General features: G+C 68.2%; 17 protein-coding genes and 1 pseudogene. 9 read left to right on the forward strand and 9 right to left on the reverse strand.

All coding sequences use genetic code 11. The annotated features are described in order from the left end of the window. Positions 1 to 5 precede the first annotated feature (5 nt). A complete protein-coding gene (locus ACZ6Q9_RS29900) occupies positions 6 to 6,071 on the reverse strand; it encodes an RHS repeat-associated core domain-containing protein (RefSeq protein ID WP_396830659.1) in 6,066 nt (2,021 codons plus the stop codon). Between the two features lie 522 nt (positions 6,072 to 6,593). Beyond that, positions 6,594 to 11,018 carry a LamG-like jellyroll fold domain-containing protein gene (locus tag ACZ6Q9_RS29905; RefSeq protein WP_396830658.1) on the reverse strand — a complete coding sequence of 1,475 codons (4,425 nt, stop codon included), beginning with the start codon at positions 11,016 to 11,018 and terminating at the stop codon, positions 6,594 to 6,596. Between the two features lie 983 nt (positions 11,019 to 12,001). Here ACZ6Q9_RS29905 and ACZ6Q9_RS29910 point away from each other — a divergent pair. After that, positions 12,002 to 12,646, forward strand: a complete 645-nt coding sequence (locus ACZ6Q9_RS29910) for a hypothetical protein (RefSeq protein WP_396830656.1) — start codon at positions 12,002 to 12,004, stop codon at positions 12,644 to 12,646. A gap of 248 nt (positions 12,647 to 12,894) precedes the next feature. Here the strand turns inward: ACZ6Q9_RS29910 and ACZ6Q9_RS29915 are convergent, their stop codons facing one another. From ACZ6Q9_RS29915 to ACZ6Q9_RS29930, 4 genes are all read right to left on the reverse strand, one after another. Further along, positions 12,895 to 13,653: a tyrosine-type recombinase/integrase gene (locus ACZ6Q9_RS29915; RefSeq protein WP_396830677.1), complete on the reverse strand. Its 759-nt coding sequence runs from the start codon at positions 13,651 to 13,653 to the stop codon at positions 12,895 to 12,897. A gap of 2 nt (positions 13,654 to 13,655) precedes the next feature. Then, the gene (locus tag ACZ6Q9_RS29920) at positions 13,656 to 14,030 is read right to left on the reverse strand and encodes a tyrosine-type recombinase/integrase (protein ID WP_396830654.1); all 375 of its coding nucleotides are present in this window, start codon (positions 14,028 to 14,030) and stop codon (positions 13,656 to 13,658) included. Positions 14,031 to 14,032: 2 nt separating this feature from the next. Next, positions 14,033 to 14,401 (reverse strand): helix-turn-helix domain-containing protein, encoded by a 369-nt coding sequence (locus ACZ6Q9_RS29925; protein ID WP_396830652.1) that lies wholly within the window; start codon positions 14,399 to 14,401, stop codon positions 14,033 to 14,035. Between the two features lie 92 nt (positions 14,402 to 14,493). After that, the gene (locus ACZ6Q9_RS29930; RefSeq protein ID WP_396830651.1) at positions 14,494 to 14,631 is read right to left on the reverse strand and encodes a hypothetical protein; all 138 of its coding nucleotides are present in this window, start codon (positions 14,629 to 14,631) and stop codon (positions 14,494 to 14,496) included. Between the two features lie 222 nt (positions 14,632 to 14,853). Between ACZ6Q9_RS29930 and ACZ6Q9_RS29935 the strand changes: the two genes are divergently transcribed. The 3 genes and pseudogenes from ACZ6Q9_RS29935 to ACZ6Q9_RS29945 all read left to right on the forward strand — a co-directional run. Then, positions 14,854 to 16,038 (forward strand): IS110 family RNA-guided transposase, encoded by a 1,185-nt coding sequence (locus ACZ6Q9_RS29935; RefSeq protein WP_396830649.1) that lies wholly within the window; start codon positions 14,854 to 14,856, stop codon positions 16,036 to 16,038. 54 nt (positions 16,039 to 16,092) lie between these two features. Continuing rightward, the gene (locus ACZ6Q9_RS29940; RefSeq protein WP_396830648.1) at positions 16,093 to 16,608 is read left to right on the forward strand and encodes a hypothetical protein; all 516 of its coding nucleotides are present in this window, start codon (positions 16,093 to 16,095) and stop codon (positions 16,606 to 16,608) included. Between the two features lie 834 nt (positions 16,609 to 17,442). Then, positions 17,443 to 17,562: pseudogene (locus tag ACZ6Q9_RS29945) on the forward strand (site-specific integrase); the annotation flags it as partial. A gap of 1 nt (position 17,563) precedes the next feature. Here the strand turns inward: ACZ6Q9_RS29945 and ACZ6Q9_RS29950 are convergent. The 3 genes from ACZ6Q9_RS29950 to ACZ6Q9_RS29960 form a co-directional block, all read right to left on the reverse strand. Beyond that, on the reverse strand, positions 17,564 to 18,148 hold the full coding sequence (locus tag ACZ6Q9_RS29950) for a hypothetical protein (RefSeq protein WP_396830678.1): 585 nt from the start codon (positions 18,146 to 18,148) through the stop codon (positions 17,564 to 17,566). A 68-nt stretch (positions 18,149 to 18,216) separates the two neighbouring features. Further along, positions 18,217 to 19,206 carry a TRM11 family SAM-dependent methyltransferase gene (locus ACZ6Q9_RS29955; RefSeq protein WP_396830646.1) on the reverse strand — a complete coding sequence of 330 codons (990 nt, stop codon included), beginning with the start codon at positions 19,204 to 19,206 and terminating at the stop codon, positions 18,217 to 18,219. Then, positions 19,203 to 20,081 carry a hypothetical protein gene (locus ACZ6Q9_RS29960; protein ID WP_396830645.1) on the reverse strand — a complete coding sequence of 293 codons (879 nt, stop codon included), beginning with the start codon at positions 20,079 to 20,081 and terminating at the stop codon, positions 19,203 to 19,205. Before ACZ6Q9_RS29960 ends, ACZ6Q9_RS29955 begins: the two co-directional genes overlap by 4 nt. Positions 20,082 to 21,302: 1,221 nt before the next feature. Between ACZ6Q9_RS29960 and ACZ6Q9_RS29965 the strand changes: the two genes are divergently transcribed. The 5 genes from ACZ6Q9_RS29965 (at position 21,303) to ACZ6Q9_RS29985 (ending at position 26,758) form a co-directional block, all read left to right on the forward strand. Beyond that, positions 21,303 to 22,169, forward strand: coding sequence for a hypothetical protein (locus tag ACZ6Q9_RS29965; RefSeq protein WP_396830643.1), 867 nt, complete (start codon positions 21,303 to 21,305; stop codon positions 22,167 to 22,169). A gap of 535 nt (positions 22,170 to 22,704) precedes the next feature. Then, positions 22,705 to 23,082, forward strand: coding sequence for a pilin (locus ACZ6Q9_RS29970; RefSeq protein ID WP_466021448.1), 378 nt, complete (start codon positions 22,705 to 22,707; stop codon positions 23,080 to 23,082). Positions 23,083 to 23,088: 6 nt separating this feature from the next. Beyond that, complete coding sequence (locus ACZ6Q9_RS29975) at positions 23,089 to 24,009, forward strand: TrbL/VirB6 family protein (RefSeq protein WP_396830641.1); 921 nt, start codon at positions 23,089 to 23,091, stop codon at positions 24,007 to 24,009. Further along, entirely contained in the window at positions 24,006 to 24,974 is a 969-nt protein-coding gene (locus tag ACZ6Q9_RS29980) for a PrgI family protein (protein ID WP_396830639.1), read from the forward strand. Before ACZ6Q9_RS29975 ends, ACZ6Q9_RS29980 begins: the two co-directional genes overlap by 4 nt. Continuing rightward, entirely contained in the window at positions 24,971 to 26,758 is a 1,788-nt protein-coding gene (locus tag ACZ6Q9_RS29985; RefSeq protein ID WP_396830637.1) for a VirB4 family type IV secretion system protein, read from the forward strand. The genes ACZ6Q9_RS29980 and ACZ6Q9_RS29985 overlap by 4 nt, the downstream gene beginning before the upstream one ends. The last annotated feature ends 8 nt before the right edge of the window (positions 26,759 to 26,766 follow it).

A 26,766-nucleotide genomic window follows, 5' to 3' on the forward strand; every position in this document is an offset into this window, starting at 1 on the left:
TCCGCCTACCCTATGTACAACGCATGAAATAGCACCGGAAGTTGACCCTCGCTGCGCGGGGCACCGAATTTGAGTTCCCAACCGCCCACATTCATCATCTTACCAAAGGAGATTCCCCCACGACCTGCTTCTCCAACCGCCGCCTGGAGGCTTGAGAGTTGGGCTTGCGTTGCCATGTCAATCGAAGCTTTCGACGCTCCACGTGAAGCCATCCCAGACAGATATTCAGCCATGTGTTCCGTAGCATTTCCATGGACCCACACCGACGTATCACCTGCCTTTAGTTCAAACGAGCGGGGCAATAAGGATCCCGTGTAGTTCGGTTGAGTTGCCTTCACGCCATCCCACACCGTCCCCGGGCGTTTTGGGGTCGTTCGGAGAGGATTCCGGAGCGGATTCAAGCCGACCACGGGCCCGGCAGATGCGGCCAGCGCTGGAGCTGAAATAATTAGAGCCAAACCGACGACGTTCACGAAACCTTTGAGGATGCAAAAGAATGAGTTTGCGCATTGGGCGTCCTCTAGGTACTTCTCAACGTTGGTGCAGTCAGTGAAACTGTTGCACCGCATCATCGGAGACCCTTTAACGCATTTACGGGCTAGGCACATCATATGGCCGCTCGGCGGGGAAGGACGTTGCACCTTCGGCGCGGTCGGCAGCAACGGCGAGTAGGGGTGCGTATTGCAACCCCAATTGCACCACATTTTCGGCGCATGCCAGTCAGGAGTGTTGTTTCCCGCTTCCTGCCAGTCGTCGTCGCCGCAGTTCCCCCCGCAGCCGTCGTTGTCGCCGGAGACCTCGGTGTAGCTTCCGTCGAGGTGTTCGTAGTCGGAGCCGGGCCGGCAGTTGTCGTCGGCGCAGGACTTGAGTCCGCTGGGGTCTGACCGTGTGATGGGGCTGTTGTCGGCGTAGGAGTAGCCGTGCCATTGCTGGGGTGTGGCGAGGTCTTGGAGTGGGTCGACGCTGATGAATCTGCCGAGGGTGGGGTCGTATTCGCGGGCTCCGAGGTGGGTGAGGCCGCTGGGGTCTTTGTCGCCGCCGACGAAGCCGAGGGTGTTGGGCCAGGTGGGTGTGGTGCCGCGGGGTTGGCCGTAGGGGTCTTGGCGTCGGGTGGTGACGGCGTGGGTGGTGGCGTTGATGGTGGTGTGTTGGGTGCCTTGGTGGTCGGTGTAGGTCCAGGTGAGGCCGGTGGCGGTGTTGCGGCTGGCGATGAGTTTGTCGCCGAAGGTGTAGTAGCGGGTGCCGCTGATGGCGGTGGTGTTGTCGCGGTGGATTTCCTGGCCGGGGAGGTAGAGGGTGGTGCCGGTGGCGTCGCGGCGTAGGAGGCGGTTGCCGTCGGCGTCGTAGATGTTGCTGCCGGCGGTGGTGGCGTTGCCGGAGATGGTGGTGAGGTGGCCTTCGGGGTCCCAGGCGAGGTGTTGGGCTTGGGCGTCGGGTGGGCAGGTGTTGGCGGCGGTGCCGGCGGGTCGGCAGGTGGTGTTGCCGGCGTTGTCGTAGCTGTAGTTGTTGACGACGGCGGGGTTGGTGCCGATCGTGGTGGTGACTTTGGTGACGGCGTGGGGGCGTGCTACGTCAGGTCCGCCGGTGGGGTGGGTGTAGACGCGTTCGGTGTTACCGGTGGCGCTGTGGGAGGTTTCTTTGGTGCGGTTGCCGACGGCGTCAAAGGTCCAGTCGAGCCAGTAGGGTGCGGGGCCGCCGAGGTTCGCGGTGGTGGGGTCGGTGGCGCAGGGAATGTCGGTCTTGGGGGTCCAGGCGGAGGTGAGGCGGCGCAGGGTGTCGTAGCGGAAGCACTGGGTTTCGCTGGTGCCGATGTTGGGGGTGTCGGTGATGGTGGTGATGTTGCCGGAGTCGTCGGGGAAGTAGCGGCGGTCGGAGACGGTGCCGGCGGCGGTTTGCGGCTGGATGGTGGTGCGGTTGGCGCGTCGGGTGATTTCGTCGTAGTAGGTGGCGTCTTCGACGTAGAGGCCGCCCGCGATCTGGCGGGTGGTGATGTTGGGTTCGCCGAACTCCGTGTAGGTCTGCAGAGCGACGTACGTGCCGGCGCTGGTTGACGTCAACGAGGTGGGCAGGCCGGTGGTGGCGTTGTAGACCGTTTCGACCTGCTCGTTGGGCAGACCGCCGCTGGCGGTGCTGCCGTTGGCCTTGTTCGGGTAGAGGATGCTGGTGGGCGTGCCGTCGTACGGCGAGTACCCGTAGCCGTAGGTCCACGTGCCGGACAGGCCGGCGCCCTCCGCGGCGGGGATGACGTAGTTGACGCTGCTCGGTTGGCCTCGCGGGTTGAAGGTTCCGACCTGCCACTTGTAGATGTTCGTCGAGCCCGGCGCGTCGTATCGGAAGGCCTCGGTCAGCTGCCCCTTGGCCCGGGCTGTCGACCCGGTGTAGAGCTGGTCGTACTTCCACTTTGCGCGCAGGGTCCCGGTCGCGGAGTCGTCACGGAGTTCGCTCTTGCGGCCGAGGGCGTCATAGGTGTACCAGAGGACTTCGCCTCGTGCGTCGGTCGTCTTCTCGAGCTCGTCGAAGTCGTTGTACTGGTTGGTCGTGGTTCCGCTGTCCGGGTCGGTCGTAACGGTCTGCCGACCCTTGACGTCGAAGGTGTACGTCCACTTGTTGCCGACGTGATCGGTGATCTTAGCGAGCTGGTCCTTGTTGTTGTAGGTGTACCAGGTCGACTGGTAGGGGCCGGTCACGCCCTGGCTGGTGGTGTGTTCGCGCAGTTCGACGGTGTGGCCCTGGGCGTCGATCACGGTGGTGGTGGGTGTGCCGCCCTTGGGTGGGGTGAGGGTGCTTAGGTCACCTTCGTAGGTGGTGGTGATGCGCCACTTCTCGACGAGGCTCGCGACGCCGTCGCCGTTCAGGAAGATCTCCGCGGTGGGCCGGTTGGTGTTGTCGTAGGTGGTACGGATGAGTGAGGGAACGGCCCAGTCAGGTTTCCACCAGAGAGTTCCAGACGGATTGCCTGCCTCGGGGTGGGTGTTGTACTGGGTGTGGGCTCGGCCGAGCTTGTCGTAGATGGTGTCGTTGACGAGGGTGACGTTTGGCAACGCGCCGGCGGTTTGGGTCTGTCGGGGCCGCAGCAGGCCGTCGAAGATTTGGTAGGTCGTCTTGTAGCCGCCGGCTGGGTTGAGCGCCTTCGAGGTGGTGTAGGGGTAGGCGTCGCGGTTGGGCGCGAAGTGGTAGGTGTACTGGGCGGACGGGCTCTCCTCGTGGCCGGTCTTGGCCCATCCGTTGAACCAGACGCGCCAGACTCGGCCGAGCCCGTCGTAGGCGACGTCGGTAACGAGCCCGTTGAGGTCGGTGGCCTTCGTCGTAGAGCCCCAGTACGGGTTGAGGGTGGTGGAGCTGGTCCAGTTGTAGGGGGCCGGGCGGGTGGTGGTGATCCCGGTTACCGGCCCGCCGGTGGCCGGTGTGTAGGAGGTGTTGACGATGTTGCCCTTGACGTCGGTGCTGGAGGTGAGTCGTCCGAACACGTCGAAGGTGCTCTGGCTCGTCGTCTGCCAGGTCGTGCCGCCGACGGCAGTCCAGTCGGCGAGTTGTTCGACCTTGGTGACCGACCCTGTGGTGGGTGCGGTGTCGGGGCTGGTGGCGCCGTCGTAGGAGCTGCGCGTGTCGGAGATGACGTGCGCGGTGGTGGTGGGTGCGGTGGCGCAGGGCAACGCGGTGACGGTGGACTGCTTGACAGTGGTGAGAAGGTGCACGGTCAGGTTGCGGTTGTAGGTGCGGGTCTCGCACTTCTCGTCGCCGGTCGCGGCGTCGTCCCCGTTGTCCTGGACCTTGTCGACCGTGCCATAGGTATCGGAGAACCAGGTCTGGCTGCTGGTAGTGCGCCATCCTCGGGCGCCTTCGACGCCCAGGGCTGTTGCCTTGTATGTTTTTTGTTCGCGGACGAAGCGGGCGGTGACGGTGTCGCCGTTGATGGTCCGGGAGGCGGTGGCGGAGGATCGCCAGGGCACGTTGACCGTCTTGGCGATGGGTTCGGTGTCGGTGCCGTTGTAGGTGATCTGTTCGCGCACCATGCCGGCGAACTGGTCCTCGTCGTACACGGTCTCCGTGCCGAGGGAGGCGGGGACGGTGACGCTGCGAGTGGTCGTGGAGGTCAACCGGTCGCCGTGCATGCCGCGCATGTAGCGGGTTTCGGTCAGGGTCTGGGCGCCAGGGACGTCACCGACGCGGGTACGAACGGTGGCATAGCCGCGGAACTGGTTCCATGTCTTGCGCTTGGGCTCGATGAGGCCGTCGTCGTCGGCGTAGTGCCATGCGGGCGCGCCGACGTACTCGTAGTAGGTGTACTTCGGCGGCGCCGCGCCGTTGGACAGTTGGACGTCGGATTCGGAGACGTTCTTGACCAGGTACTTGTGCCACCACTCCGTGGTGAGTGCCTCGCCTGCTGGGTCGTCGGGGTCCTCAATGCGGGCCGGGTAGCAGCGCATCGTGTTGTTCTGCGCTGAGGTAGGCAGGTTGGAGGCCGTGCACTCGGGTAGCGAGTACTCGACGTCGATCTTGGCTCCGGCCTCGGTGACGATGTAGTCGATGCGTTGCCAGTTGTTGCTGGTGTTGTTCTGGGTGAGGACGCGGTTGGCCATCGACACGGGGGTGAAGGTGACCGGGGGCATCGTCACGGTGGTGCCCACAAGCCCTTGGTGGACGATCTTGTCGAGCCACAGGCCGGCGTGGTCGCTGCCGTCGCCGGCTTCAGGGAACGTGTGGGTGAAGGTCCAGGAGTCGACGTTCTGCCAGTCGGCGGTGGTCTTGGTGGTGTCCCACACCCGAGTGGTGATATTCGTCAGGCGTTGGGTGGACCAGAAGGTCGGTGAGTACAGGCCCGGGCAGGACGTGTTATCGCACTCCTGGTCTTTCGGGGTGTCGGGCCAGTTGGCGTCGACAGTGCAGGAGGTGAGGCAGCGGTCGTCCGTGTCGAACAAGACCTGGGCGGTCGGGGTGACCGACCTGTCGGCGGTACCGCGGTCCCACGTGCCGTAGTCGGCGCGCACGAGGGTGCCGCCGCGGGTGTAGGAGGCGTCGTCGCTGTCGTCGATGTTGCGGGCGTACTTGTTGGTTTCCTTGTTGTACCAATACGACAGGGTGTTGCCGCGAGGATCGATGACGTAGTCGAGGTTCCATCGCCATGCCTGGTCGCAGAAGGATTCGCCGAACGAGGTCTGGTGGCAGGGCTCACCGGAGTGGTTGCCGGCGACGGGCACGGTCCAGGTGGATCCGGTGGTGGTGCTGTGGCCGGGAAGGTTGTGTTGGCCGAAGAAGTACTGAATGCCATTCGGGGTGGTGATCTTCCAGTACTCGCCGTTGTTGTCGCCGTTGCTGGCTCCGGTGAGCTTCTGCACGCGGGAGCCGTCCTCTTCGCGCGGGTGCCATCCCTTCCCGGCTTCGTAGATGAGTTCGACGCCCTGGCCGTTGAGCAACATCACCGCGTTGTCGGAGCGCCAGCACAGGTCGCCCGTCTTGACGGTGTTGTTGGCCCCGTCCTTCATGTCATCGAGGCACGGGACGTAGCGGCGTTCGATGTAGCCGGGCCAGTAGTTGAAGCCTTCGCCGATCCAGGAGGGCTGGTTGTTGGTCACCGATGAGCGTCCGTCGACGCTGGCCGACGAGTAGGAGATGTTGATTGACGGAGCGAGGCCGCTGATGGCCGGTGGCACCCGGATGGGCTGGGACCAGGAGAAGTTGCCCGACGACCCGCCCGACGTCCAGTTCGACGATGATTCCAGTGGTGTGGCGCCGAAATTTCCGGACGGTCCCGAAGGGCCGGCCGACAGGGCGACCAGGGTACCTCCAGTCGCGCCTGCGGTAGCGGCCTGTCCGGGGCTGTCGGGGGTGACGGGCACGTCGGCCGTCACCATGCCGGCAGCGGTGTCATTCGACGAAGGCAGGGCGGTGACGGTGCAGCCGGGCCGAGCGTCGTCGGTTAGCGCACAGGCCGGGACCTGCCACAGCTTGAGTCGCGACGCCCAGTCGCCTCCGTAGGCGTTACGGAAGCCCGAGTACTCGACGGAAAACCTCACCTTGTCGGGCTTGTCTGCCGAGGCTGCGGCGACGCGCAGTAGCAGCCCGTCGCGCATAGATGCGGGTGTGGCGGCGCGGTCGAGGACTTGCACCGTCACGGACGACAGCGGTTGACTCGCCACACCGGCGCGGGCCACCCTCACGGGCAACGACCCCACGCGCACCCGTCCAGCGCTACGGGCGTTGGGGGCTGGCAAGCTGACGGTGGCCGAGGCAGGTGTCGGCCAGGATGGGGCCGGTAGCGCCTCACGCTTTTGGCTGGTGTGGGGCCACGCCTTGCCCTTGGCGTGACCGCCATGGGTGTTCGTGTTGGTGGCTTGCGCAGCAAGGTGAGGGTGGGGCTTGGCCTGGGCCGGCGCACCGACAGCCATGCCATTGCTGAGCAGTGAGGTGGCGACCACACCGCATAGCAGGACGCGGAGTCGCGTGATGCGGGTTCGGCGCCGCGTGGCTGGTCCCGAACGCATCAGCGATGACGTGAGGTCTAGCATCGTGGTCTCCAACGTTCTGTGGAACGAGAGTGCGCTGAGCTGGGTGGGCTGGGCTTGTGTGCCCACCCAGCCGGGTTCCGGTGTGGGCTAGGGGTTCAGGGGTGCAACGACCTGCGCCTGGTACAGGCTGTTGACCTTGGCGGGTGTGAGAGCTCCCTGGAAGACGGAGAGGTCGTCAACGCCGCCGTGAAGCCAGCCGGTGGCGGCACCGTTGGCAATGGAGCGGCCGACGGTCAGCGGACCGGAAGCCTGCCACGGGCTCCACGCCGCCTTCATTGCCGTGGTTGTGGTGAGGGCGCCGTCGACATACAGGCGCAGCTGCCGGTTCTGAACGTCGAGGACTCCGACGAGGTGATGCCAGGACGTCCCGGGGTCGGGTGCCGCAGCGGTGACGGTCGTGGTGTCGGCGGAGTTCGTGGCCCCGGAGATCGCCGGCAAGCTGAACTTCCACATGCCGGTGGCGCCGCTGGTGGCTCCTGGGGCGTACTGGAGCAGGAACCCGCTGTTCGTGGAACCGTCCTGGGCGACGATGGTTTGTGTGGTGTCAGTCCGGTCCACCCGCACCCATGCGGAGACGGTGAAGGACTGGTCGGTACGCAGCACCGGCGTGTTCGACCAGATGTTGTACTCGTTGCCGTCCTCGTCAGTTGTCAGACCCGTGATGGTGGCCGAGCGGCCCGACTCCTGCGTGACCTCGCTGTTCTCCCCCTCGTCCGGAAAGTACCGGTCGTCGAGGTGCAGGCCGTTGCCCCGGTTACCGCTGGCGACGCCACTGCCTCGGCTCAGCGCCAAGTACCGGGCGAAAGGCGTGCTGTCGTTGGCATCGCACGTGGCGGCGCGGTCGGTGACGAAGCAGGGGTGCGCGCTCTCGAAATCCCAGCGTCCGACTTCGGTGGGTGCGAGGATGCCCGGTTCATTGACGCCCCCAGAGTCGGGGTCGGAGGCGAGTTGGCCGGTGAAGTCATGGTCGACCAGGACACGGTTGTAGACCTGCACGTCGGCGATCTGGCCCGCGCCGCTGTTGCTCTGTCCGGCACCCCACTTGGCGTACCCGACATGCAAGGCCCCGGTGGCGTTCCACGTCGAGTCGTGGTGGGCGCTTCCCTTCGCGTCGCCGTTGACGTAGAGGCGCATCTGCTTCTGGCTGGCGTCGTAGACGGCGGACACGTGGGTCCACGTGTTGACCGTCGCCGGGGCGAACACGAATGCGCCCTGGGTGCTGGTGCTGTCCGCGTTGTACATCGAGAAGCCCCACTGTTTTGTGCTGGGGACGTAGTACAGATTGAAGCCGTTGGTGACTGCGCCGTCCTGGGAGACGATGGTCTTGCAGCAGGTGGTGCCGGTGTCGGTGACGCGCACCCAGGCGGCAACGCTAAACGACTTGGTGGTATCCACGACCGGCCCGGCCGTCTGCGCTTGCCGGCCCGACCCTACGAAGGCGGCGGTCTGTCCACCGATCAGGCGGGCGTCGCTGTCCCATGTGACGTTGGTGGGGGTCAACGGTGTGTTCGCCGTGAGCGGCCCGGTGCCGTCTGTGTCGCCCAGCAGTTCTTGGCCGTCCGCCAGCGCGGCGGACTGGTCGCGCTCGGGATAGGTTTCCAGGCTCCACTGTGCGACCGGTAGGGACGGCTTGGCGACTGTGATCTCCTCGGAGTCACTGTTCCCGAGATTCCCGACGGCGTCGATGCTGCGCGCCCAGAAGATGTTCTTGCCGTACTTGTAGGCCAGAACGGTGACCGTGGCGGTCTTTTCGGTGGGGTTGGTGGGGTTGGCGGCAGCGGGTACTTCGCCGAAACTCGGCGGGGCAGCGACTGCGGCGAGGATGTCCGGTTTGGCGTCGCCGGTGAAGTCGCTGACGGTGAACACGCCCGCACCCGGGGGGATGGTGCCCTTGGTGATGCCGGCGGTGTCCAGCCACCCGCCGGTGCCGTTGCCGCGGTGCAGCCGTACTTCGCCGGTGGAGTTCAGGCGTACGAGGACATCGGTCTTGCCATCACCGGAGAAGTCGCCGCGTCCGAACAGTGCTGCGCCGCCCCAGGCGGAACCGATGACCTCCGAGGTGCCCGTGATCCAGCCGCCGGTGCCGTTGCCGCGGATCATGAAGAGAGTGCCGTCGGTCTTGCGCCACAGCACGTCGGGCTTGCTGTCTCCGTTGAAGTCACCGGGCGAGAAGATCCAGTTGGCGGTCGAGAAGCCCGTGCCGATCTGTATCGAGGTGGCCTGCAGTCCGCCGCCTACCGTGCCGGTCCGCATCCATAGGTTTTGGGTGGCGGCGTCACGGTAGAGCAGGTCGGGCGCGCCGTCGCCGGTGAAGTCGCCTGGGGAGAACAGGAATTGGGCCGTCGACCAGTTTGATCCCTCCAGGAACTCGGGAGCACCGAGGAAGCCGCCCGTTCCGTTGCCTTTGGCGATGTAGAGGCTGGCGGTTTCTTGTCGGCGGAAGACGACATCAGGCTTACCGTCGCCAGAGAGGTCCCCGGGGCTGAGAACCGTGCCGTCGGTGTACCAGGCCGACGCCGGGTCGCTGAATGTCGCGGAGAATCCGCCGGCGCCATCGCCAGGATAGGCACGCAGGCCGTACAAAGTCGCGGGTGGGCCGGTGAAGCTGTACCGGAACTTGGCAACGTCGGATGCGGTCGTGGAGAGGGTGAAGGTGATCGGCTCACCGGGGCCGGGACCCGCGTCAGGCGGGTTGAAGGTGGGTGGCGTGATCACCGGCGGCGGCGGCACCGACGTATCAATGGCGAACTGGCACCAAGCCGACCAGCCGCTCCAGATTCGGTAGGGAGCCGGGTCCACGGCGGTTACACGAAATGCGTAGCTCCTGCCCGTGGCCGCGGTTACGGCTGCGGAAGTGGCGCGGCCGTTCGCTGGCGCGGGCGCCGTCGCGGGCGGCGTCTTCCGTGGCGGGTACGTATCGGTCACCACGTCCATCCCCGCGGCTGGGATCTCAATCCACTCGTACGTGCCCGTCAGCGTCTGACCAGAGTCCGCGTCGGGGTAGACGGCGGAGAACGTGGGGGTCGTGGTGCCGATGCTGACTCCGCCGGTGGGGCAATCCACCCCGCCGACCTGCAGCTTGTTCGGCTTGCCCGGTTTCGAGTCGTAGTCCACGACCAGCTTCGCGTTGGCGGGCCGGAACTTCTTCCATCGCTGTTGATCCGACTCGTACTGGCCGTCGTCATTGCAGGCGCAGAACCCGACCGTGATCGTGTTCCAGTTTCCCGTCGCCGCAGCTTGGATTTGACTGGTGACCACCGAGCCGGTGAAGTTCATGTACATGTCGTCCTGCGGCGAGTCCGAGCACCCGCCGGCCTTGTTAGCGTGCCCGTCCGCGGCGTCGAGCCACTTGTTGAGGGTCATTCCCGTCCAGGACGCCTTCATCGTCGCGTTGATCGCCGGCGTCAGGTACATGTGGGCTGGCGAGTCACCGCACGAGTACGAGTGATACAGCTTCATCTGCACGTACGCCGACTCGATGTGCTTACCACTCAACGACACCGTGCCGTTGGTCATCGGAAATGTGAAGTAGGACCGGAACTTCGCCCCGACACACGGTCCTTCCGGGCTGTAACCCACCCGGGCCATCGTGTAATCGGTGTTGGTGCAGCCGTTGCTGGTGGCGTACGCCCACTTCGATTCCGCGACAGACCATGACGGGTCCACGAAGAGCGGGAACGTCACCTCGTCCGAGGTGAGGAGCCCCGGGTCGGGGATGATTTCCAGATCGCCAGCCTCCGTGACCTTAGTGATCACCTCGCCGGTCAAGGCCGCATCACCGGCCACGGTCGTTGACGATCGCGCCGCCGGGCCGGAGTTAGCTGGCGTGGCGGAGTCCCACATTCGTGCCGGCTCTGTGCGCGCCACCACTGCCGTACCGGCGTTGGCCTGGAGCGAGCCGTCTGGCTGCGCCGCGAGGCCGACGTCACCACTCACCCCGAGAGTCACCTTGCGGATAGCGGGGTTGGCGGCCGCCTCAGCGGACTTCACCACCAGCACGTGCGTGAAGCCCGTGTGGGTCGCGTGCACCACCAGGTCCACACCCGAAAAAACCTCTGGATAGGTGGCACCATCGCCGGACAGCACTGGGGCCGGAAGTCCGCTAGACCAGGACAACTGCAATACCTTGCCCGAGCGGCGCAACGTCACCAGCGGGGCGATACCTCCACTAGAGAACGCCACGTCCGCCACCGACGACGCCGGCCTGACCAGGCCATCCCCACCCGGCTGCAGCGTCAGGTCGACATCCGCCCACGAACCATCCGCCTGTCGCGCGCGCTGCGGCACCACCGCCGACTCCAACGACAGCCGCCCGTCCGGCTGCGCCACCACCTGCGTGTACTCAGATCGCGAGGAGTCGACCGCGACAGGAATGTTGCATGCAGCCGCAGCCGCAAGCGCCTGCGCCTCGGAGACCGCCGCCGTATCACATGACGGCGCCGCAGGCGCTGACGTGGCGGGCACTGCCGAGGCCACGACGGCCACAGCCGGTAGGAGCAGCCAGGCGGCCACCGCCCCCGCCACCCGCCCCAGCGAGAGCGGACCCCAACCCACTGCGAATCGCGTACGACCGTCAACGAGCCCGATAGGCGTCGGATTGCCTACACCGTTAAGCACACGGCCTCCCGACCGCCATGATGATCAATTGCAGCGGGACTGTAGCGGAAACCGCAATGCGCGGCCATCCCCTCACGGACAGCTACGAAGCAGAGAGTAAAGAAGGTCGTCGAGGCACCTTGCACCTGTGCCGTCCACTGCGATCGGTCTGATCTGCCTCGATCGCTGACAGTAACTGTGGCGGCGAGCTATGGAGGGACCAGCATCGGTCGCGGACAGCAACTACAGAGACGCCAGCGGCTACGGTCGTGTGACTTTGGCGACACGAATTTCGGCTCGTGGTTGCCCCTGCGTAAGCAGGAACCGCTCAAGGTGTTGCCGCCCGGCAGACGACTGCGGCGTGTCGAGCCGCGATGATGGGTGGAGGTCCAGCACTCCGGGATCCTCGTCTCGCGTCGTGCCTCAAACTCGCTCGACGGATCGCGGCCGGTCACCAGGCGGGCGTCGACCGCCCTCGGTCCGTCTGGAGCCCGACGAATCAGGCGGTGCCGTTCGAGTGCCTTCAGGTGGTGGGTCAAACCGATGAGGGTCAATTGAGACCGACGGCACCCCCACGTGCTGCGCCTGAACAAGGCGAAACCGCTGCTCATTCGCGTTCCGGGATCTCGGTCGACCGACACCTTTACAGACCGGTACGTCCACGATGGCAACTCCGATGAACCGTTTGCCGATCCGACAAACGCTGGCGGCACCGTCAGCTCCTACGAAGGCGTCACTCGCTGGCTCCAAGGCCTGCTTCAGGGGCGCAACTTAGGCCAAGTTTGTCGGTTAAGGAAGCGACGGCCGGCGAGCCAGATGGTCCTGGGCGACATGGACGCGCGGTATCGGTACCGGCGTGGGATAACGTGCGCCAAACATCGAGGGGAAGGATGTGGCGCATGGCGAGGACGAAGCTCATCGGCTCGCGACGCAGAGCGTGCGTAGCGGTGCTGTCTCTGGCCGGGCTGGTGGCAACGACCGCGGGCACACGCCTCGCCGACACCGTCGAATCCGCAGCCAACAAAAGGCCACCGCACTCACCAGCCGCGATGCGACTCGACAAGCCGAAGAAGCTGTTCGGAAGTTGGAACGAGTCGGTAGACCGACGGCTGCGCGAGCCAGCCATGGTGGATACTGACGCCTTCAAGAGGCTGCTCGACGGTGAGCCGACCAGCGCCGTGGGCACCGCCTACATACCGGTGGAGGAGAAGTACTCGCGCAGGCTCGGAGTATATCGTCCAGGCGATAACCGGGTCATCGTGGTCAATGGGGTCTCCGGCATCGTCACTGACACAGATACAACGCTGAGTCAGGTATTCGCCGCCCGGCCGGCCATCACCGACTGGGCACCGGTCTCCCCGGGTCCGCTCGGCGGCGTAGCGGGCTGCGGCAGCGGCCAAAGCAGAGACGGCCTGGTCAACATCTGTGCATGGGCCGACAACCACACCATCGGCATGGTCACCTTCATCGGCTTCGCCCAGTCCGGCGACCCGCAGGCCTCTTTCTTGCAGACCCGCGCAGAATTCGAACACCCGGCACGCTGACAGCTTCAGTTAGCCCGAATGTGTCCCCAAATCGAGGGGCCTGGTTAGGGCGTGCCAGTGGGGTCCAGATCTCAATTGGCGAGACCACCGCCGCCTTCAACACGGCTGGTTGGAGCGGTGCGTCGAATTACACCGTGCCCGTGAAATGACCGACTTATATTGAGTGCACTGGATCGTGGTGGCCAACGCGTGGCTCCGGGTTCGTGACGAACGCCTGCAGCATGTCCTCATCATCTCCCTGAGGGGTATCAGGCGACCGGGCGCAGTTGCCGGATGGTGCCGTCGGGGCGGTCGGGTTTGGTGCTTTCCCAGCGGCGGTGCAGTGCGTCGACAAGGTTAGTGATCATCGGTTCGGTGACGTGGCTGTAGATGCCCCTTACGCCGGCGAGGCGGTGTCCGAGGCGGCGGGCTTGGGCGATTTCGGGGATGCCGTCTTCGATGAGCCAGGTCTTGTGGGTGTGGCGCAGGTCGTGGAAGTGCATGCCGGGCAGGATCGGTGGGATGCCTCGTTGGGGGTTGCCGGCGACGGCGGGGGTCCAGGCGCGGCGGTTGAAGTTGGAGCGGCGCTGGTGGTAGCCGCGTGCGCCGGGGAAGACGATGTCGTGCGGGCTGTCGGTGAGGTGTGTGGCGAGGAGGTTGGTCAGGAAGCGGGGTAGGCGGATGTGGCGGACGGAGTCGTTGGTCTTGGGTGGGCCGAGGAACAGTTTGCCGTCGACTTCGTGTAGTGCGCCGGTGTCGGGGTGGATGTAGATGCTGCCGGTGGTGAGGTCGAGGTTGCTGCGGGCGAGGCCGGCGAGTTCTCCCCATCGCATGCCGGTGTAGGCGGCGGTGAGGATCATGAGCTCGTCGGAGGGGCGGGCTTGGCGGGCGGCGATGGCGGCGACTTGTTCGGCGGTGGCGTGGGGTCGTTCGGCGCGGATGCCTTTGGGGATGCGGATTCCTCGGCAGGGGTTGAAGGGGAGTCGGCGGTCTTCGACTGCTTCTTGCAGGATCATCGACAGCACCATGATCACGTCTGCGACGGATCGGGGTGCCAGGCGCTTGCCGAGGCGACGGCGAGGGTCTTGATGTGCTGGCGGCGGATGTCGACCAGGGGTAGGTGGCCGAGGGTGGGCAGGATGTGTAGGCGTAGGTGGCTGCGGTAGGCCGACCAGGTGGCTGGGGCTGCTTGATGTGTTGACTCCCAGATCGGTACCCATTCGCCGAGGGGGATTCGGCCGCCGCGGGGGTCGATGAAGGTGTCTCGGGCGAGTTCCACGTCGATTTCTTTGGCGCGGATGACGGCGTCGGCGCGCAGGTCGTGCACCGAGTCGGTGGTGACGGTGCCGTCGGTCGTGCGGAGGCGGACGCGGAAGCGGGTGCCGCGCTTTTCCACCCAGGCCATGGTTACTCCGTTCGGTGTGGCTGTGGTGCGTCGCTGATTGACGCGTGACTCTTGGCGTGTGGCAAGTCGGTGGTGGCGGGGCGTGGGGGACGGCGGGTTCGCCGTCGTCCGGTGGCGGGTTCGGCGGCGGCGGCGATGATGGCGGTGAGGTCGGCGGCGGAGAAGCGCAGGTGTTTGCCGAGGAAGGTGCGGGGGATTTGACGGCGGCTGGCACGGCGGCGCAGCCAGGATTCCGGGACGCGCAGCAGGGCTGCGGCTTCGGCGGGGGTGTAGAGGCGAGGCTGCTGGTCGTCGGTGGGGATGGTTCGGTGGGTGGATGGGGTTGCGGATGGCGGTGGCCGGCGTCGGGATCGGGGCGGGTTGGAGGGCATGAGGGCTCCAGATGATTGGGGTGACGAAGGCTTGAGGGGTTCTTCGCGGGCAGCGGTGATGGCTGCCCGTGAAGAACCGCCAGTGGCCGAGGTCAGCGATGCCGGCAGAGCAGAAGACGGAGCGCGGTCGCCGCTTGGGCGGGGACGACGCCGTTGCCGAGCACGCGCAGCGCGGCGGTGCGGGGCAGTGCGAGGGTGGGGTCTGTGACCCAGTGAGCGGGTAGCCCCATGAGCCTTAGGGTTTTCGATCGTCCAGGTGAGATCATCTGGACTACCCAGAGGGGCCGGGTGTGGCTTGGCCCATGACGCCGTCCGGTGGCCTGAGTGGTATGGCCGCCGGCTCCTTCTGGACGCTCTGGCCGCTTATTGAGAGCCGCGAATCGTCGCTGTCTAAGGCTGTGCTGGCGGGGTGCTCCGTTGGGAACCTTCGATGTCGTTGTGGGGAGGAAAGGTTGGAACGGGCCTGGATCGGGATCGACGCCGGCAAGGCTGCGCACCACGCGACAGCCGTCGACGATCGCGGACGGGTGATCTGGTCGCAGCGGGTCGTCAACGACCAGGCGGCGATCGAGAATTTGATCACCAAGGGACGAGACACCGCCCAGGAGGTGACCTGGGCGATCGATCTGGCGGGCAGCCCGGCGGCGTTGGCCATCGCGTTGCTGCTGTCGGCCGGACAGCGCCTGGTGTACGTGCCCGGCCGGACCGTGCACCGCATGTCGGGCGCGTTCCGCGGCGAGGGCAAGACCGACGCGAAGGACGCCTGGATCATCGCTGAGACAGCGCGCATGCGCCGGGACCTGTCCGCGTTGACGGTCAAGCCGGAGCTGGTCGCCGAGCTGGCGATCCTCACCGCGCACCGGGCCGATCTGACAACCGACTGGACGCGCACCATTACTCGGCTGCGCGACTACCTGACCGGTACCTTTCCGGCGTTGGAGAAGACGTTCAACTTCGCTAAGCGCGGTCCGCTGATCCTGCTGACGCTGTTCCAGACTGCCGAAGCGATCCGGCAGGCAGGACGGGATGAGATCGCCGGTCAGCTCAAGGAGCGCCAGGCCCGGCGGGCCAGCACCCTGGCGGACAAGGCGTGGGCGGCCGCCCAGGCCCAGACGGTTCAGTTGCCTGGGCAGAGGGCTACTGCCCGGCTGATTCAGCAGATGGCCGACTACCTGCTGGGCCTGCACCGCCGGATCCAGGAACTCGACGCGGAGATCGCAGAGCTGTTCAGTCAACACCCGCAGGCGCAGATCATCCTGAGCATGCCCGGGATGGGGCCCGTGCTCGGTGCGGAGTTTCTGGCCGTCATCGGCGACACTCGCAACTTCCGCGACGCCGATCACCTCGCGGCCTTCGCCGGCCTAGCGCCGGTGCCGCGCGAGTCCGGCCGCAGAGTCGGAATTATGCGTCGTCCCAAGCACTACAGCCGCACCCTGCGCCGGGTCTTCTACATGTCGGCCCTGACCAGCCTCAAGTTCGACGGTCCGAACCGCGAGTACTTCGACCGCAAGAGAGCTGAAGGCCGCAGGCCACGACAGGCGTTGATAGCCCTGGCCCGCAGGCGCGTCGACGTGTTGTGGGCGTTGCTACGCGACAGCCGGTGCTTCCAGCCGGTCGCGCCTGCGCGTGCTGCCTAACGTCTCTCGGGTAAATCACGGGCGTTTCACCACCTGGCGATCCAGGATGGGCGCGTGGAGCGCGACAAAGCCCTTGCCCGGATGAACGAAGCCGCCGCGCTGTGGAGCGTCGGCCAGGTCACCGCAGCCGAGCTGGTCGACCTCGCCTGCGAACTGCTGGTCGCCGGCTTCGACGGACTCAACCTGGCCACGCTCGCCGGCGTTCACGCCCGGCATGCCGACGAGGAAGTCCCCGAACTGCTCGAAGCCGCACTGAAGGACGTGGGGCTCAGCTACTACCCGCGCGGCAGCCACGCTGGGCAGGAAGCGGCGGTCACGATCATGGCGTCGCGAGTCTTAGCTGGGCTTCTGCCTCCCCTGGACCTGGCTGTGTGGGCGCACTCCACCATCGGCCATGACAGGTTGCCACTCGCCGAACGCCTCGTCGAACTCGACGACGTGTACGACACCCTGGAGTACACCGACATGACGGAGCAGGACATCAACGACGAGATCTTCGCCGAAGCCCGGCGGATCGTCGGAACGACCGGAACCAAAGCCGAGCCGACGGCGCCGCCCTTGACTTCGTGATTGAGATGCCATTCGACGAACGGCGGGGCCAACACCGGCTTGCCGTGCCGACCGGTTTGAGTCGGGTGGGGTGCGGGCCGGCCCAGCAGCAGCTCCCAGCGGGCGACGGCGGCGGCGTAGGCGCCCCACCGCTGCTCATCGAGTGGCCCGAGGCTGGCGATGGTGGTGCGCAGGTCCGCTCCCCCGTCGCCGTGTATGCCGGGTCCTCGCGCGTCGGACGCGCGGGGTGTGGGCAGGACCCGCACCGCCGCTGATGGCAGGGTGAGGTCGCCGTGGGAGCCCCGTTGCCCGGGGCAGCCTTTCGCCCCGTCGGTGGCGCGTGGTGTCGGCAGTAGCACTTGCGACAGCGGCGGCCGGAAGCCCGTGCCGGCGCGTCGCCCTGGCGTGCCGGTGTCGCTGGCCCGTGGGGTGGGCAGCAGCCGGGCGGCGTCGGTCACCGTTCGCCCGTGGTGATCGGTCGGGTTCGTGCGGGCGGTGGTGTTGGTGCGGGTGCTGCTGTCGGTCCTCGTCCGTGTGGGTAGCAGGTTGTGGCGGGTGCCGCCGGGTTCGACGAGGTCGGGCAGTCCGTACTGGTGGCCGGGGCCTTTGCCGTCACGGGCGCACGGTGTCGGCAAAGTCCGCACCTCGTTGCCGGTGTGTTGTGGGTGTGCCCACCTTCTTATCTGGACAGTTGAGGTACTGGCGATTCTGCGGACGACTCGTTGAGCCCCTACGTTGTCCAGCGTGCGTGTGACGAAGGTTGTTGATGCCCGGCCCGGGCGGCCGGCGGTGGAGCTGGTTGACGACACCGGCGTGCCCGTGGCCGATGTGACCGGGTTCCTCCGCCTGTTGACGGTGCGCGACTATTCGCCGAACACGGTCCGTGCCTATGCGTACGACTTGCAGAAGCTGTACCAGTTTCTGCACGAGCATGGCTTGACGGTCGAGGAGTTCCGGCCTGCGCTGGCGGTGAGTTTCATCGAGTGGTTGCGAACCCGTTCGTCGAGCCGCAAGGCCCAGAGGCTGGACCTCGCGTTGACCGCCGGGAACGGCCGCTTGTTGGCGGCCAAACCTGTAACCGGGTGCTGGCGGCGGTGTCGTCGTAGGTCAGGCAGTCCTCGCGCCGCCAACCGAGGTCGAGCAATGGGAAGATGTTGCGCATGTAGGCGACGTCGGCGTCGCGGGCCCGGCCGATCTCGTCGAGGCTGATCCCGATTGCCATCTCGGCGACCACACCCACCGGGATGCGGGCCGGGTGCGGGTAGCCGAGCCGGCGCCGCACTTCCGCCTTGATGGGTTTGATCTTGTACTCGGACGTGCATTGCCGCCGTGCCATCCCGCGCTCGCCGCCGGGCCCGAGCGTGAAGAGTGGCATGCTGGCGAACCGGTGGGCCGGGTCGAGGGCGTCGTGGCGGATGTTGCCCGCCGACACTCGCACGACCGGGATCCCGGCCGGGGCGGCGAGCCGCAGCAGGCGGCGCAGGTGGGTGTAGACCGGGGCGGGTTCCCAGCCGGTGTCGGCGAAGATCGCCGCGTCGAAGATGGGGATCTCCCCGCGCACGGCGAGGAGCAGGACGGTGGAGCTTTGGACGCCCGCGCCGAGGCTCAGGTATCGGCGGGTGGGTACGCTCACGCGACCACCCCGCCCTCGGCGGCGTCCTTCGGGATTCCTGAACTCGGGTCGTCGGGCTGTGGTCGGCGGAAGATCAGCACGTCCTCATGCGTGATCAGGTGCAGCGGGGTGTCGGCGGTGCGCGCCTTGCGCACGGCCTGGAGTTGAAAGAACGACGGCCGAGCGACGAGCTGCCCATCGCGCACAGCCGCGAGCAGCGCGACGCACCGCTCGGTCGGCACCAGACCAGCGCGGACACCAGCGGCGATCACGGCGCTGGGCAGGTCGACCAGCTGGCCGTGCTTGCGCCATGGCCGGGCGGTGACCACCACGGTGCCTCCGGGGCGTAGCAGCAGGGCGCAGCCGCGCAGGATCTGCTCGAATCCGTCGGCGAGGCCTGTGAGATCGCGGTAGGCGAGGTTGCCGCGGTCGGTGCCGTCGTTGTAGGCGTTGTCGAACTTCGCCACTCCGTCGGCTCCGGGTCGAACCAGGCCGTGGACGGTCGGCCCGTATGGGGGAGAGGTGACCACCAAAGCGACCTGTCCCGCCAGAGCAGCTGGCAGCAGCGCGGCCAGGCGGGTGGCGTCGCCGCGGACCACCGACGCCCGCCCGGTGGCGCCCTGGGCGTGAGCGTGGGTGATGTTGGCATCAGCGATGTTCGACCAGCGCGGCTCGTACTCCACGCCGATGGCGTCACGGCCGGCGTGGATGGCCTCGACAAGAGTGGTGCCGATGCCGCACATCGGGTCGAGGACGAGGTCCCCGGGCTGGGTGTAGGCGCCCACGGCGTGGGCGGCGATCGCTGGGAGCATTCGGGCCGGGTGTTTGACCGATTCCGGGACGTACCGGCCGCGTCGCTGCACCGGCCCGGTCTGCTGGGCGGTCGCCCACACTGACAGACCCTCCGGCCGCATGGCGTGGCGCTGGCCGCCGTGGTCCCGGGCGGTGTCCTGGGTCGGCTGGTGTGGGTCGGTGGGGAACGGGGTGTGCTCAGCCACGGTGCTCACCCCCGTCCCGGCGCTGAACCTGCGGCGGACGAGACGGGCGAGAAAACGAGGAGGTCCGCGTGGACCCGCAGGTGCGCGACTGCCCACCGCTGCGGGTCGCTCTGGTGGGTGAGGGTGAGCAGTTCCTCGTCGGTGACGTGGTAGACGAACGCGTCGCCGTCCGTGTCGGCGGCGACGGCGACGATGTGCTGCAGGTAGCCCAGGCCCACCTGCGCGGCGGCGGTGGCTACCGGGGTGAAGTCCTCCGGCCGACCGGCGGCGGCGGGGACGGTGACGACCAGGACGAGGCAGCCGCCGGGGCGCAGGAGCCGCGCGCACGCGGTCAGCAGCCACGCCAGCCGGACCCGGTTGGTGGTGTTGTCGGGGTCCAGCGGCCAGCAGGCCACGACCAGGCTCGTCGCCTCCGCCAGGGATGCGCTGCCGGGGACGGTGGAGGTCGCTTCGGTGGGCAGGTCGGGTTCGGTGAGGTCGTCACCGAACCACGCGCTCATGTCCGGCACGTCGTCGCCGTCCTCGCTCAAGGCGGCGGGGTCGGGGCGTGCCGGTGGGGTGGCCGGGCCGATGATCAGGCTGGACGCGTCGGTGAACCAGCCCGGGTGGTGCCGCCGGCCGCCAGCCGTGCTGACGGCGGTCAGGGCGTGGTCGGCGGTGAGGTCGACGACGACCTCGCCGGGTCGGGTGTAGGCGGCGACGAGTCGGTAGGCCAGTCGGGCGCCGATGCTGCGGCCGGCGTCGGCCGGCCCGCGGGCGGTGCGCCACACGGTGACCGGAACCGGCGGGTCGCCGGCGACCAGGTCGATCAGGGTCGGGTCGACCGCGGGCGGGCCGACGGGGTGGACAGGGTCGGGGTGATGCTGCGGCGTGTGCTCGCTCATGTGGTGTCGGCTCCGCGCCGCGCGTGCAGTGCGCTGACACCCTTAAACCCGCGTTTGTGTGCTCTGGCGAACGCCTGCCCTACTCACAGCCGCTCACAGCACGGCGGCGGACAACCCCGCCACGACGGCGCGCATGCGTGACGGTTCACCGCGCGGACGGCGGGCTGGACACACCGATTGCCGGCTCCTGTCAGCGATGCATCCCACGGTGTCGTCGCTGGCGGGTCACGTCATGTCATCGCCGTGCGTCGATGACATGACGTGGTGTCATCATGTCCGCCGCACGGTGGGGTGAGCGTGTGCCCTGCCGCCCGGCGGCTGTCGGTGACTGGACGGACGCTGGCCGCGGGACGCGTGACTCCGATGTCATCGGCGTGACGGTCGCGCGGGACTGATGGCGTGTCCGCGACCGTGTCCGGCGCTGCTTGGCCAGTTGCGCTGCGCACTCGTGACCGGTGTCAAAGTCCTGCTCAGCGACGCCGGCGGGCACGGATGTCAACGACAGTCGTAAATGTCTAACTGTGGCCGTGTCACAGTGCGCCGCCATCGCCGGCTGTCCCGCCACGCGCGCCGCGATGGCGTGGCCGCCGTGACCGGCAGGCGTTGTCACCATGGCCGACTCCATCGACATGCCTCTCTGGCATTGTCGCCGTGACACCCGGCTTCGGTCACGTCGGCGCTGGCCTCGGTGACACGCGGTGCGTGCAGTTGTCCATGTCACCGCGGCGACTGTGGCGTTTCGGCGCGGAGGTGTCGGCGGCGGCGACGAGGGTCGGGCGGCCGGCACTCGGCGCCGCCAACCATGCGCTCAAACGGTGCACCGAGATCCGTCGTCGCTTGTCACTCAACGGCGGGGAGTGGAGAGAGCGCTGTGTGAGCGCCGGTGAGCCGCTGTGAGCGCATGTGAGTGGCTGTGAGTGTCGCGACGGGTCGGTGTGAGGAGCGCTGAACGTGTGCGGTCGGGGTGTGGGCGGACCGGCGGCGCGAGACCGGTCGTCACTCACAGCCCTGCCCAGCGGCAAACAGTCAGCGTCGCGTCATCGGATGGAGCGGGCGTCTGGGTGGCAGGCGCGGGCGTCGCGGTGACGGCGGGTCCGGTGGTGGCATCACCGCCGTGACCTGCGGTGTCAGCTCGTGTGAGTTGGCTGTGGCGTAATCGGCTGCCCAGTCGTCGCCCGAGTTGACGGCGACACCGCATCCCTTTCGTAAGGAGTGGCAATCATGAGCGTGTCTCTTACGCAGTGGCCGGACTCTCCGCTGGACGCCGCTGACGTGGCATTCGCGGCACTGACCAGCGGTCCCGACCCTCTGTCGGTCGACCTGGACGTGTTCGACCCGGACGTGGGCCTGCCTGCGGGTGTGATGCCGCTGCCGGCGGTGCGGGACTGGCTGCTGGCGCACCCGCGCGACTTTCAGGCGCGCGACGCGGTGTGGGCCGAGGTGATCCGCCGCGCTCGGCTGGATGGGCCGCAGTGGGTCATCGGCGCGGTCGGTATGGCCATGCCCGCGCTGCGCCGCTACACCCGCCAGTTGTGCGACGGATACCGAGGCGATCCCGACGACATCGAGGCGGAGGTCCTGACCGGGTTCCTGGCGGCGCTACGCGACCACGTGGACCTCGCCCAGCCCGCCCCGTACGCGGCGCTGTGTCGCGCCGGCTGGCGCGCCGGCTACAAGCTGCGCCAGCAGGCCGGCGAGGCCACGCCGGTGGAGGACGTGGAGCATGTCACCGGGCCGCGTGCCCCGCAGGTGCCTTACGGGCATCCGGACGTGCTGGTCAGCCGCGCCGCCCGGTTGGGAATTCTCGACCCCTGCGACGAGCAGCCCTACATCGACGTGCGGCTGGGCCGCCGGGCGATCGAACCGATCGCCGCCCGGATGGGCATCACCACAGACGCCCTACGGATGCGATTGGGCCGCATCGACACCCGCATCGCCGAAGCCCTCGCCACCGGTCTGCTGACCGGGGTGGCGTCCCCGCAGGCCGCCGACGCTCTCGCCGCGCAGGCCGAACGGCGGACCAACCTACGCGCCGCCAGCCGTCACCGCGCCCGGCACGATACGGTTCAGGCGGCAGCCGCCGCCTGAGCTCACCGCTGCTATCTGGTTGTCGCGGCGCCCCACCGGCTTCCCGGTGCGGGCGCCGCGGCATGTCCCACATCTGCCGGCTCACTCACCCGCCCCCACGCCCGCCGCCTCACCTGCCCGCCTGCGGCCGGCGAACTCGGCCGGCTGCGGGCAGCAGCAGCGGCGCCGCGTTCTGTCAGTGGCTGTGAGTCGCTGTGAGAAGGGCAGGCGTTCGCCAGAGCACACAAACGGCGGTTTAAGAGTGCGAGACCATTTCGCCCGCCACGCGGCGGGCCCCATGGTTCCGCCCGCCGTCAGGGGGCCGGGCTCACACCGGGCGCCCCGCGTGCCGGACGTCTCCGGGTGCCGCGCAGTTTGGTGCGCTGACACCTCATCGAACACACCGCTACCCGACAAGGGAGGACGTGCTCCTCCTGGGGACGCCGTGGTTCGTGGTGCTGTCCCTGCCCGCGCCCCTCGGCGGCGGTCACCATCCTGACCGCCCACGATCGCCCCGCCGTCGCAGTGTCGGCTGGGGCCGGAGGTGCACCCGCTCATGTCCCGCATCCCGGCACGTCTTCGTGCCCTCACCCGATCCCGCGCCATGCGCCGCACGGCCACGGTGACCGCCGCCGCAGTCGTGTTGCTGTCCGCGCCCGCCGCCGCGAACGCCGACCCCGGTCGGCCGGTGGTCCTAGCGGCGAATGACTTGTTCACCGTGATCTCCAACCTGCAGACCTGGCTGATGGGCATCCTCGCCTCGGTGGCCACCCTGTTCCTCATTCTGGCCGGGGTGTACTGGGCGACCGCCGGGGGCGACCCGGCACAGGTCGAGCGGGCCAAGGGGGCGCTGCGCAACGCCCTGGTCGGCTACGGCCTGGCCGTGCTGGCGCCGATCCTGCTGCAGGTCGTCCAGAGCATCGTCGGAGGCTGACGCGTCATGGGCTTCCTGCTGGACCAGATCCTCACCTGGCTGGCGGAGAAGATCCTGGCGACCCTGGACGCGCTGTTCGGGGTGATCAGCAGCGCGCTGCTGATCACCCCGAACGTCACCGCCCTGCCGCAGGTGCAGGCCCTGACCGGCCGTTCGGTGCTCGTCGTGGACACCGTCTTCGTTCTCGCCTTCACCGCCGCCGGCGTGCTCACCATGACCGCCGGCGGCAGCGAAACCACCCGATACACGATCAAGGACCTCATGCCACGACTGATCGTCGGGTTCGTCGCCGCGCACTTCTCCCAGCTGTGGTGCGGCATGCTCATCGACCTCGCCAACGCCCTCACCACAGCCCTCACGACCCCGCAAGGGGACAGCGACGGCGCGCTGCGGGCGATCAAGACGCACATCACCGCCGGGCAGGACAAGACCGCGATCCTGCTGTTCGTGATCTGCGCGGCGATCATCGCCGTCCTGCTCGCCGGTACGGCGTTCAGCGTGATCGTCCGCTTCGCCGTCGTGCTCGTCCTCACCGCCTTCGCGCCTTTGGCTCTGGCGTGTCACGCGCTGCCGCAGACCGACCCTGTCGCCCGCCTGTGGTGGAAGGCCTACGCCGGCGTGTTGGCGGTGCCGGTGGTGCAGGGCTTCACCCTCTACGCCGGGCATTGGATGCTCACCGACCCGCAGCACATGCTGCCCGTGCTCGGCCTACCGGGAGAGCCCGGCGGGGTGCTCAACCTGTTCGTCGTCATGGTCATGCTCTGGACCACGCTGCGGGTGCCGACCCTGATGAGCCGATACGTCAGCGCCGGCGGCAGCGGCCGCGGCACGAACATGATCGGCGCGGCCGTGCGGGTCATCGTCGTGCAGCAGGTCACCCGCTCGATCCCCGGCCTCGGCCGTGCGCTGAAGGCGGTGGGCCGATGAACACCCACCCCGACCGGTCCGACGCGGGCCGCACGCGGATGCCCGCCGACGTCGACGCCCCGGACAAAGTCGCCTACGGGCTGACGTTCCGACAGTTGGCGATCCTCGCCGTCGCCGCCCTGGCCTTCTACGGCGCCTGGCGGCTGCTGCACCAACTGGTGCCGGTGCCGGTGCTGATCGGCCTCGCCGTGGTGCTCGGTGGTCTAGCCTTCGGCATCGCCGTGGGCCGCCGTGACGGGCTGCCCCTGGATGTGTGGCTGCTCGCCGCCGTCCGGCACACCCGGGCGCCTCGCGCGTTGTCGACGACGGACACGACGTCGGCGACGCCGGACTGGGTGCAGGCCCCGAAGAGCAGGGTGATGCTGCCGGCGCCGCTGACGCTGCCCGCCGACGCGATCGACGACAGCGGGGAGATCCGCCTCGGCGGCGGGCGGGCGGCGATGGTCGCCGCGTCGAGCGTCAACCTCGCGCTGCGCACCACCGACGAGCAGGCCGCCCTGATCGACACGTTCGGCCGGTGGCTCAACAGCCTGTCCACCCCAACCCAGATCGTCGTGTCCGCGCAGCCGGTCGACCTGCACCGCGCCGCCCGCAGCCTCTCCCAAGCCATGCAAGGCCTTCCGCATCCGGCCCTGACGGACGCGGCGGCCGACCACGCGCGCTTCCTCGACGACCTCGCGGCCCGGCGGGACCCGCTGCGCCGGCAGGTCCTCATCGTCACCCGCACCAGCCCAGGGGAGCGGGGCGAACACGCGGCCCGGCGGCGCGCCGACGACACCGTCCGCGCCCTGTCCGGCCTCGGCGTCACCACCCGAGCCCTCGACGGGGCGGCGGTGACCGCCGCGATCGCCGCCGCCGCCGACCCCTACCGGCCGCCCCGACCCGGCGGCCTCGCCGCGCCGGATGCCGTCATCACCTCACCGACGCCCCGCCAACGCGGAAACGGAAGGAGCCGACAGACATGAAGCTGCGCCCCCGTACCCCGCCCGCCGAGAGCGACCGGAAGCCCCAACGCCTGGCGGCGGCCGTCGCCCCCGCCTCGGTGGAGGTGACCCCGCGGATGCTGCGCGTCGGCGACGGCTACGCCGCCACCCTCGTGGTCACCGGCTACCCGGCCGAGGTCGGCCCCGCCTGGCTCGAACCCCTGCTGTCCTGGCCGGGCCGTCTCGACCTCGCCCTACACATCGACCCACTGCCCCCACCGGTCGCCGCGACCCGGCTACGCAACCAGCGCGCCCGCTTCGAATCCTCCCGACGGGCCGACGCCGAGCGGGGCAAACTACCCGACCCGACGGTGGACGCCGCGGCCGAGGACGCCGCGGACCTGGCCAACCGGCTCGCCCGAGGCGCGGCGAAGCTGTTCCGCGTCGGCCTCTACCTGACCGTGCACGCCCGCACCGAAGACGAACTCCTCGAAGCCTGCGCGCAGGTGAAAGCCGCCGCCGCGTCAACCCTGATCGAGGTGCAGCCCGCCACGTGGCGGCACCTCGCCGGCTGGACCACCACCCTGCCCTTGGCGACCGACAGCCTGCAGATGCGCCGCACCATGGACACCGCGGCCCTCGCCGCAGCGTTCCCCCTCGCCTCGGCGGACCTGCCCGCACCGCTGCCCGGCGACCCGCCCGCCGACGGCGGGGTGCTCTACGGCGTGAACCCGGACTCGCAGGGCATCGTGTGGTGGGACCGCTGGGCGCAGGAGAACCACAACTCCGTCGTCCTCGCGCGTTCCGGCGCCGGCAAGTCCTACTTCCTGAAGCTGGAGATCCTGCGCAACCTCTACCAGCAGGTGCACGTCGCCGTCATCGACCCCGAAGACGAATACCTGCGCCTGGCCGACGCGGTCGGCGGCACCGTGGTGCGCCTCGGCATGGCAGAGGTGAAGGTCAACCCCCTCGACCTGCCCACCGGCGACCCCCGCCCCGACGTCCTCACCCGCCGAGGACTGTTCCTGCACACCCTCATCGCGGTGCTGCTCGGCCAGCAACCGCCCCCAGCGGAACGGGCCGCACTGGACCGGGCGATCCTCGCCGCCTACCGCAACGCCGGCATCACCGCCGACCCGGCCACACACCACCGGCCCGCCCCACTGCTGCGCGACCTCGCCGACTGCCTGCACGCCGACGACGACCCCGCCGCGCGGCAGCTCACCGCCCGCCTCGCCCCGTGGGTGCACGGCTCGTTCTCGCACCTGTTCGACGCTCCGACCACCACCCGCCCCGACGGGCACCTGGTCGTGTGGTCGCTGCGGCACCTGCCCGACGAGCTGCGCACCGTCGGCACCCTCCTCGCCCTCGACGCGATCTGGCGGCAAGTCGACGCGCCCGGACGCTCCACCACGCGGCGGCTCGTGGTGGTGGACGAGGCGTGGCTGCTGATGCGCGACGGGGAAGGCGCCCGGTTCCTGTTCCGCATGTCCAAGGCCGCCCGGAAACGCCACGCCGGCCTGGCCGTGATCACCCAGGACGTCGCCGACGTCCTCGGCAGCGACCTCGGCCAAGCCGTCGTCGCGAACGCCGCCACCCAGGTCCTGCTCAAACAGGCACCACAGGCCATCGACGCCATCGGCGACACGTTCGGCCTCACCGCCGGCGAACGCCGGCTCCTGCTCACCGCCCGCGTCGGCACCGGCCTGCTGATCTCCGGCACCAACCGGACCAGCTTCGAAGCCATCGCCTCCGACGCCGAGCACCAGCTGTGCACCACGAGGCCGAGCGAGCTGGCCGACCTCGACGACGAGGAGGACCTGTGACCACGCCC

This window comes from Micromonospora sp. NPDC049139 (assembly GCF_055586845.1).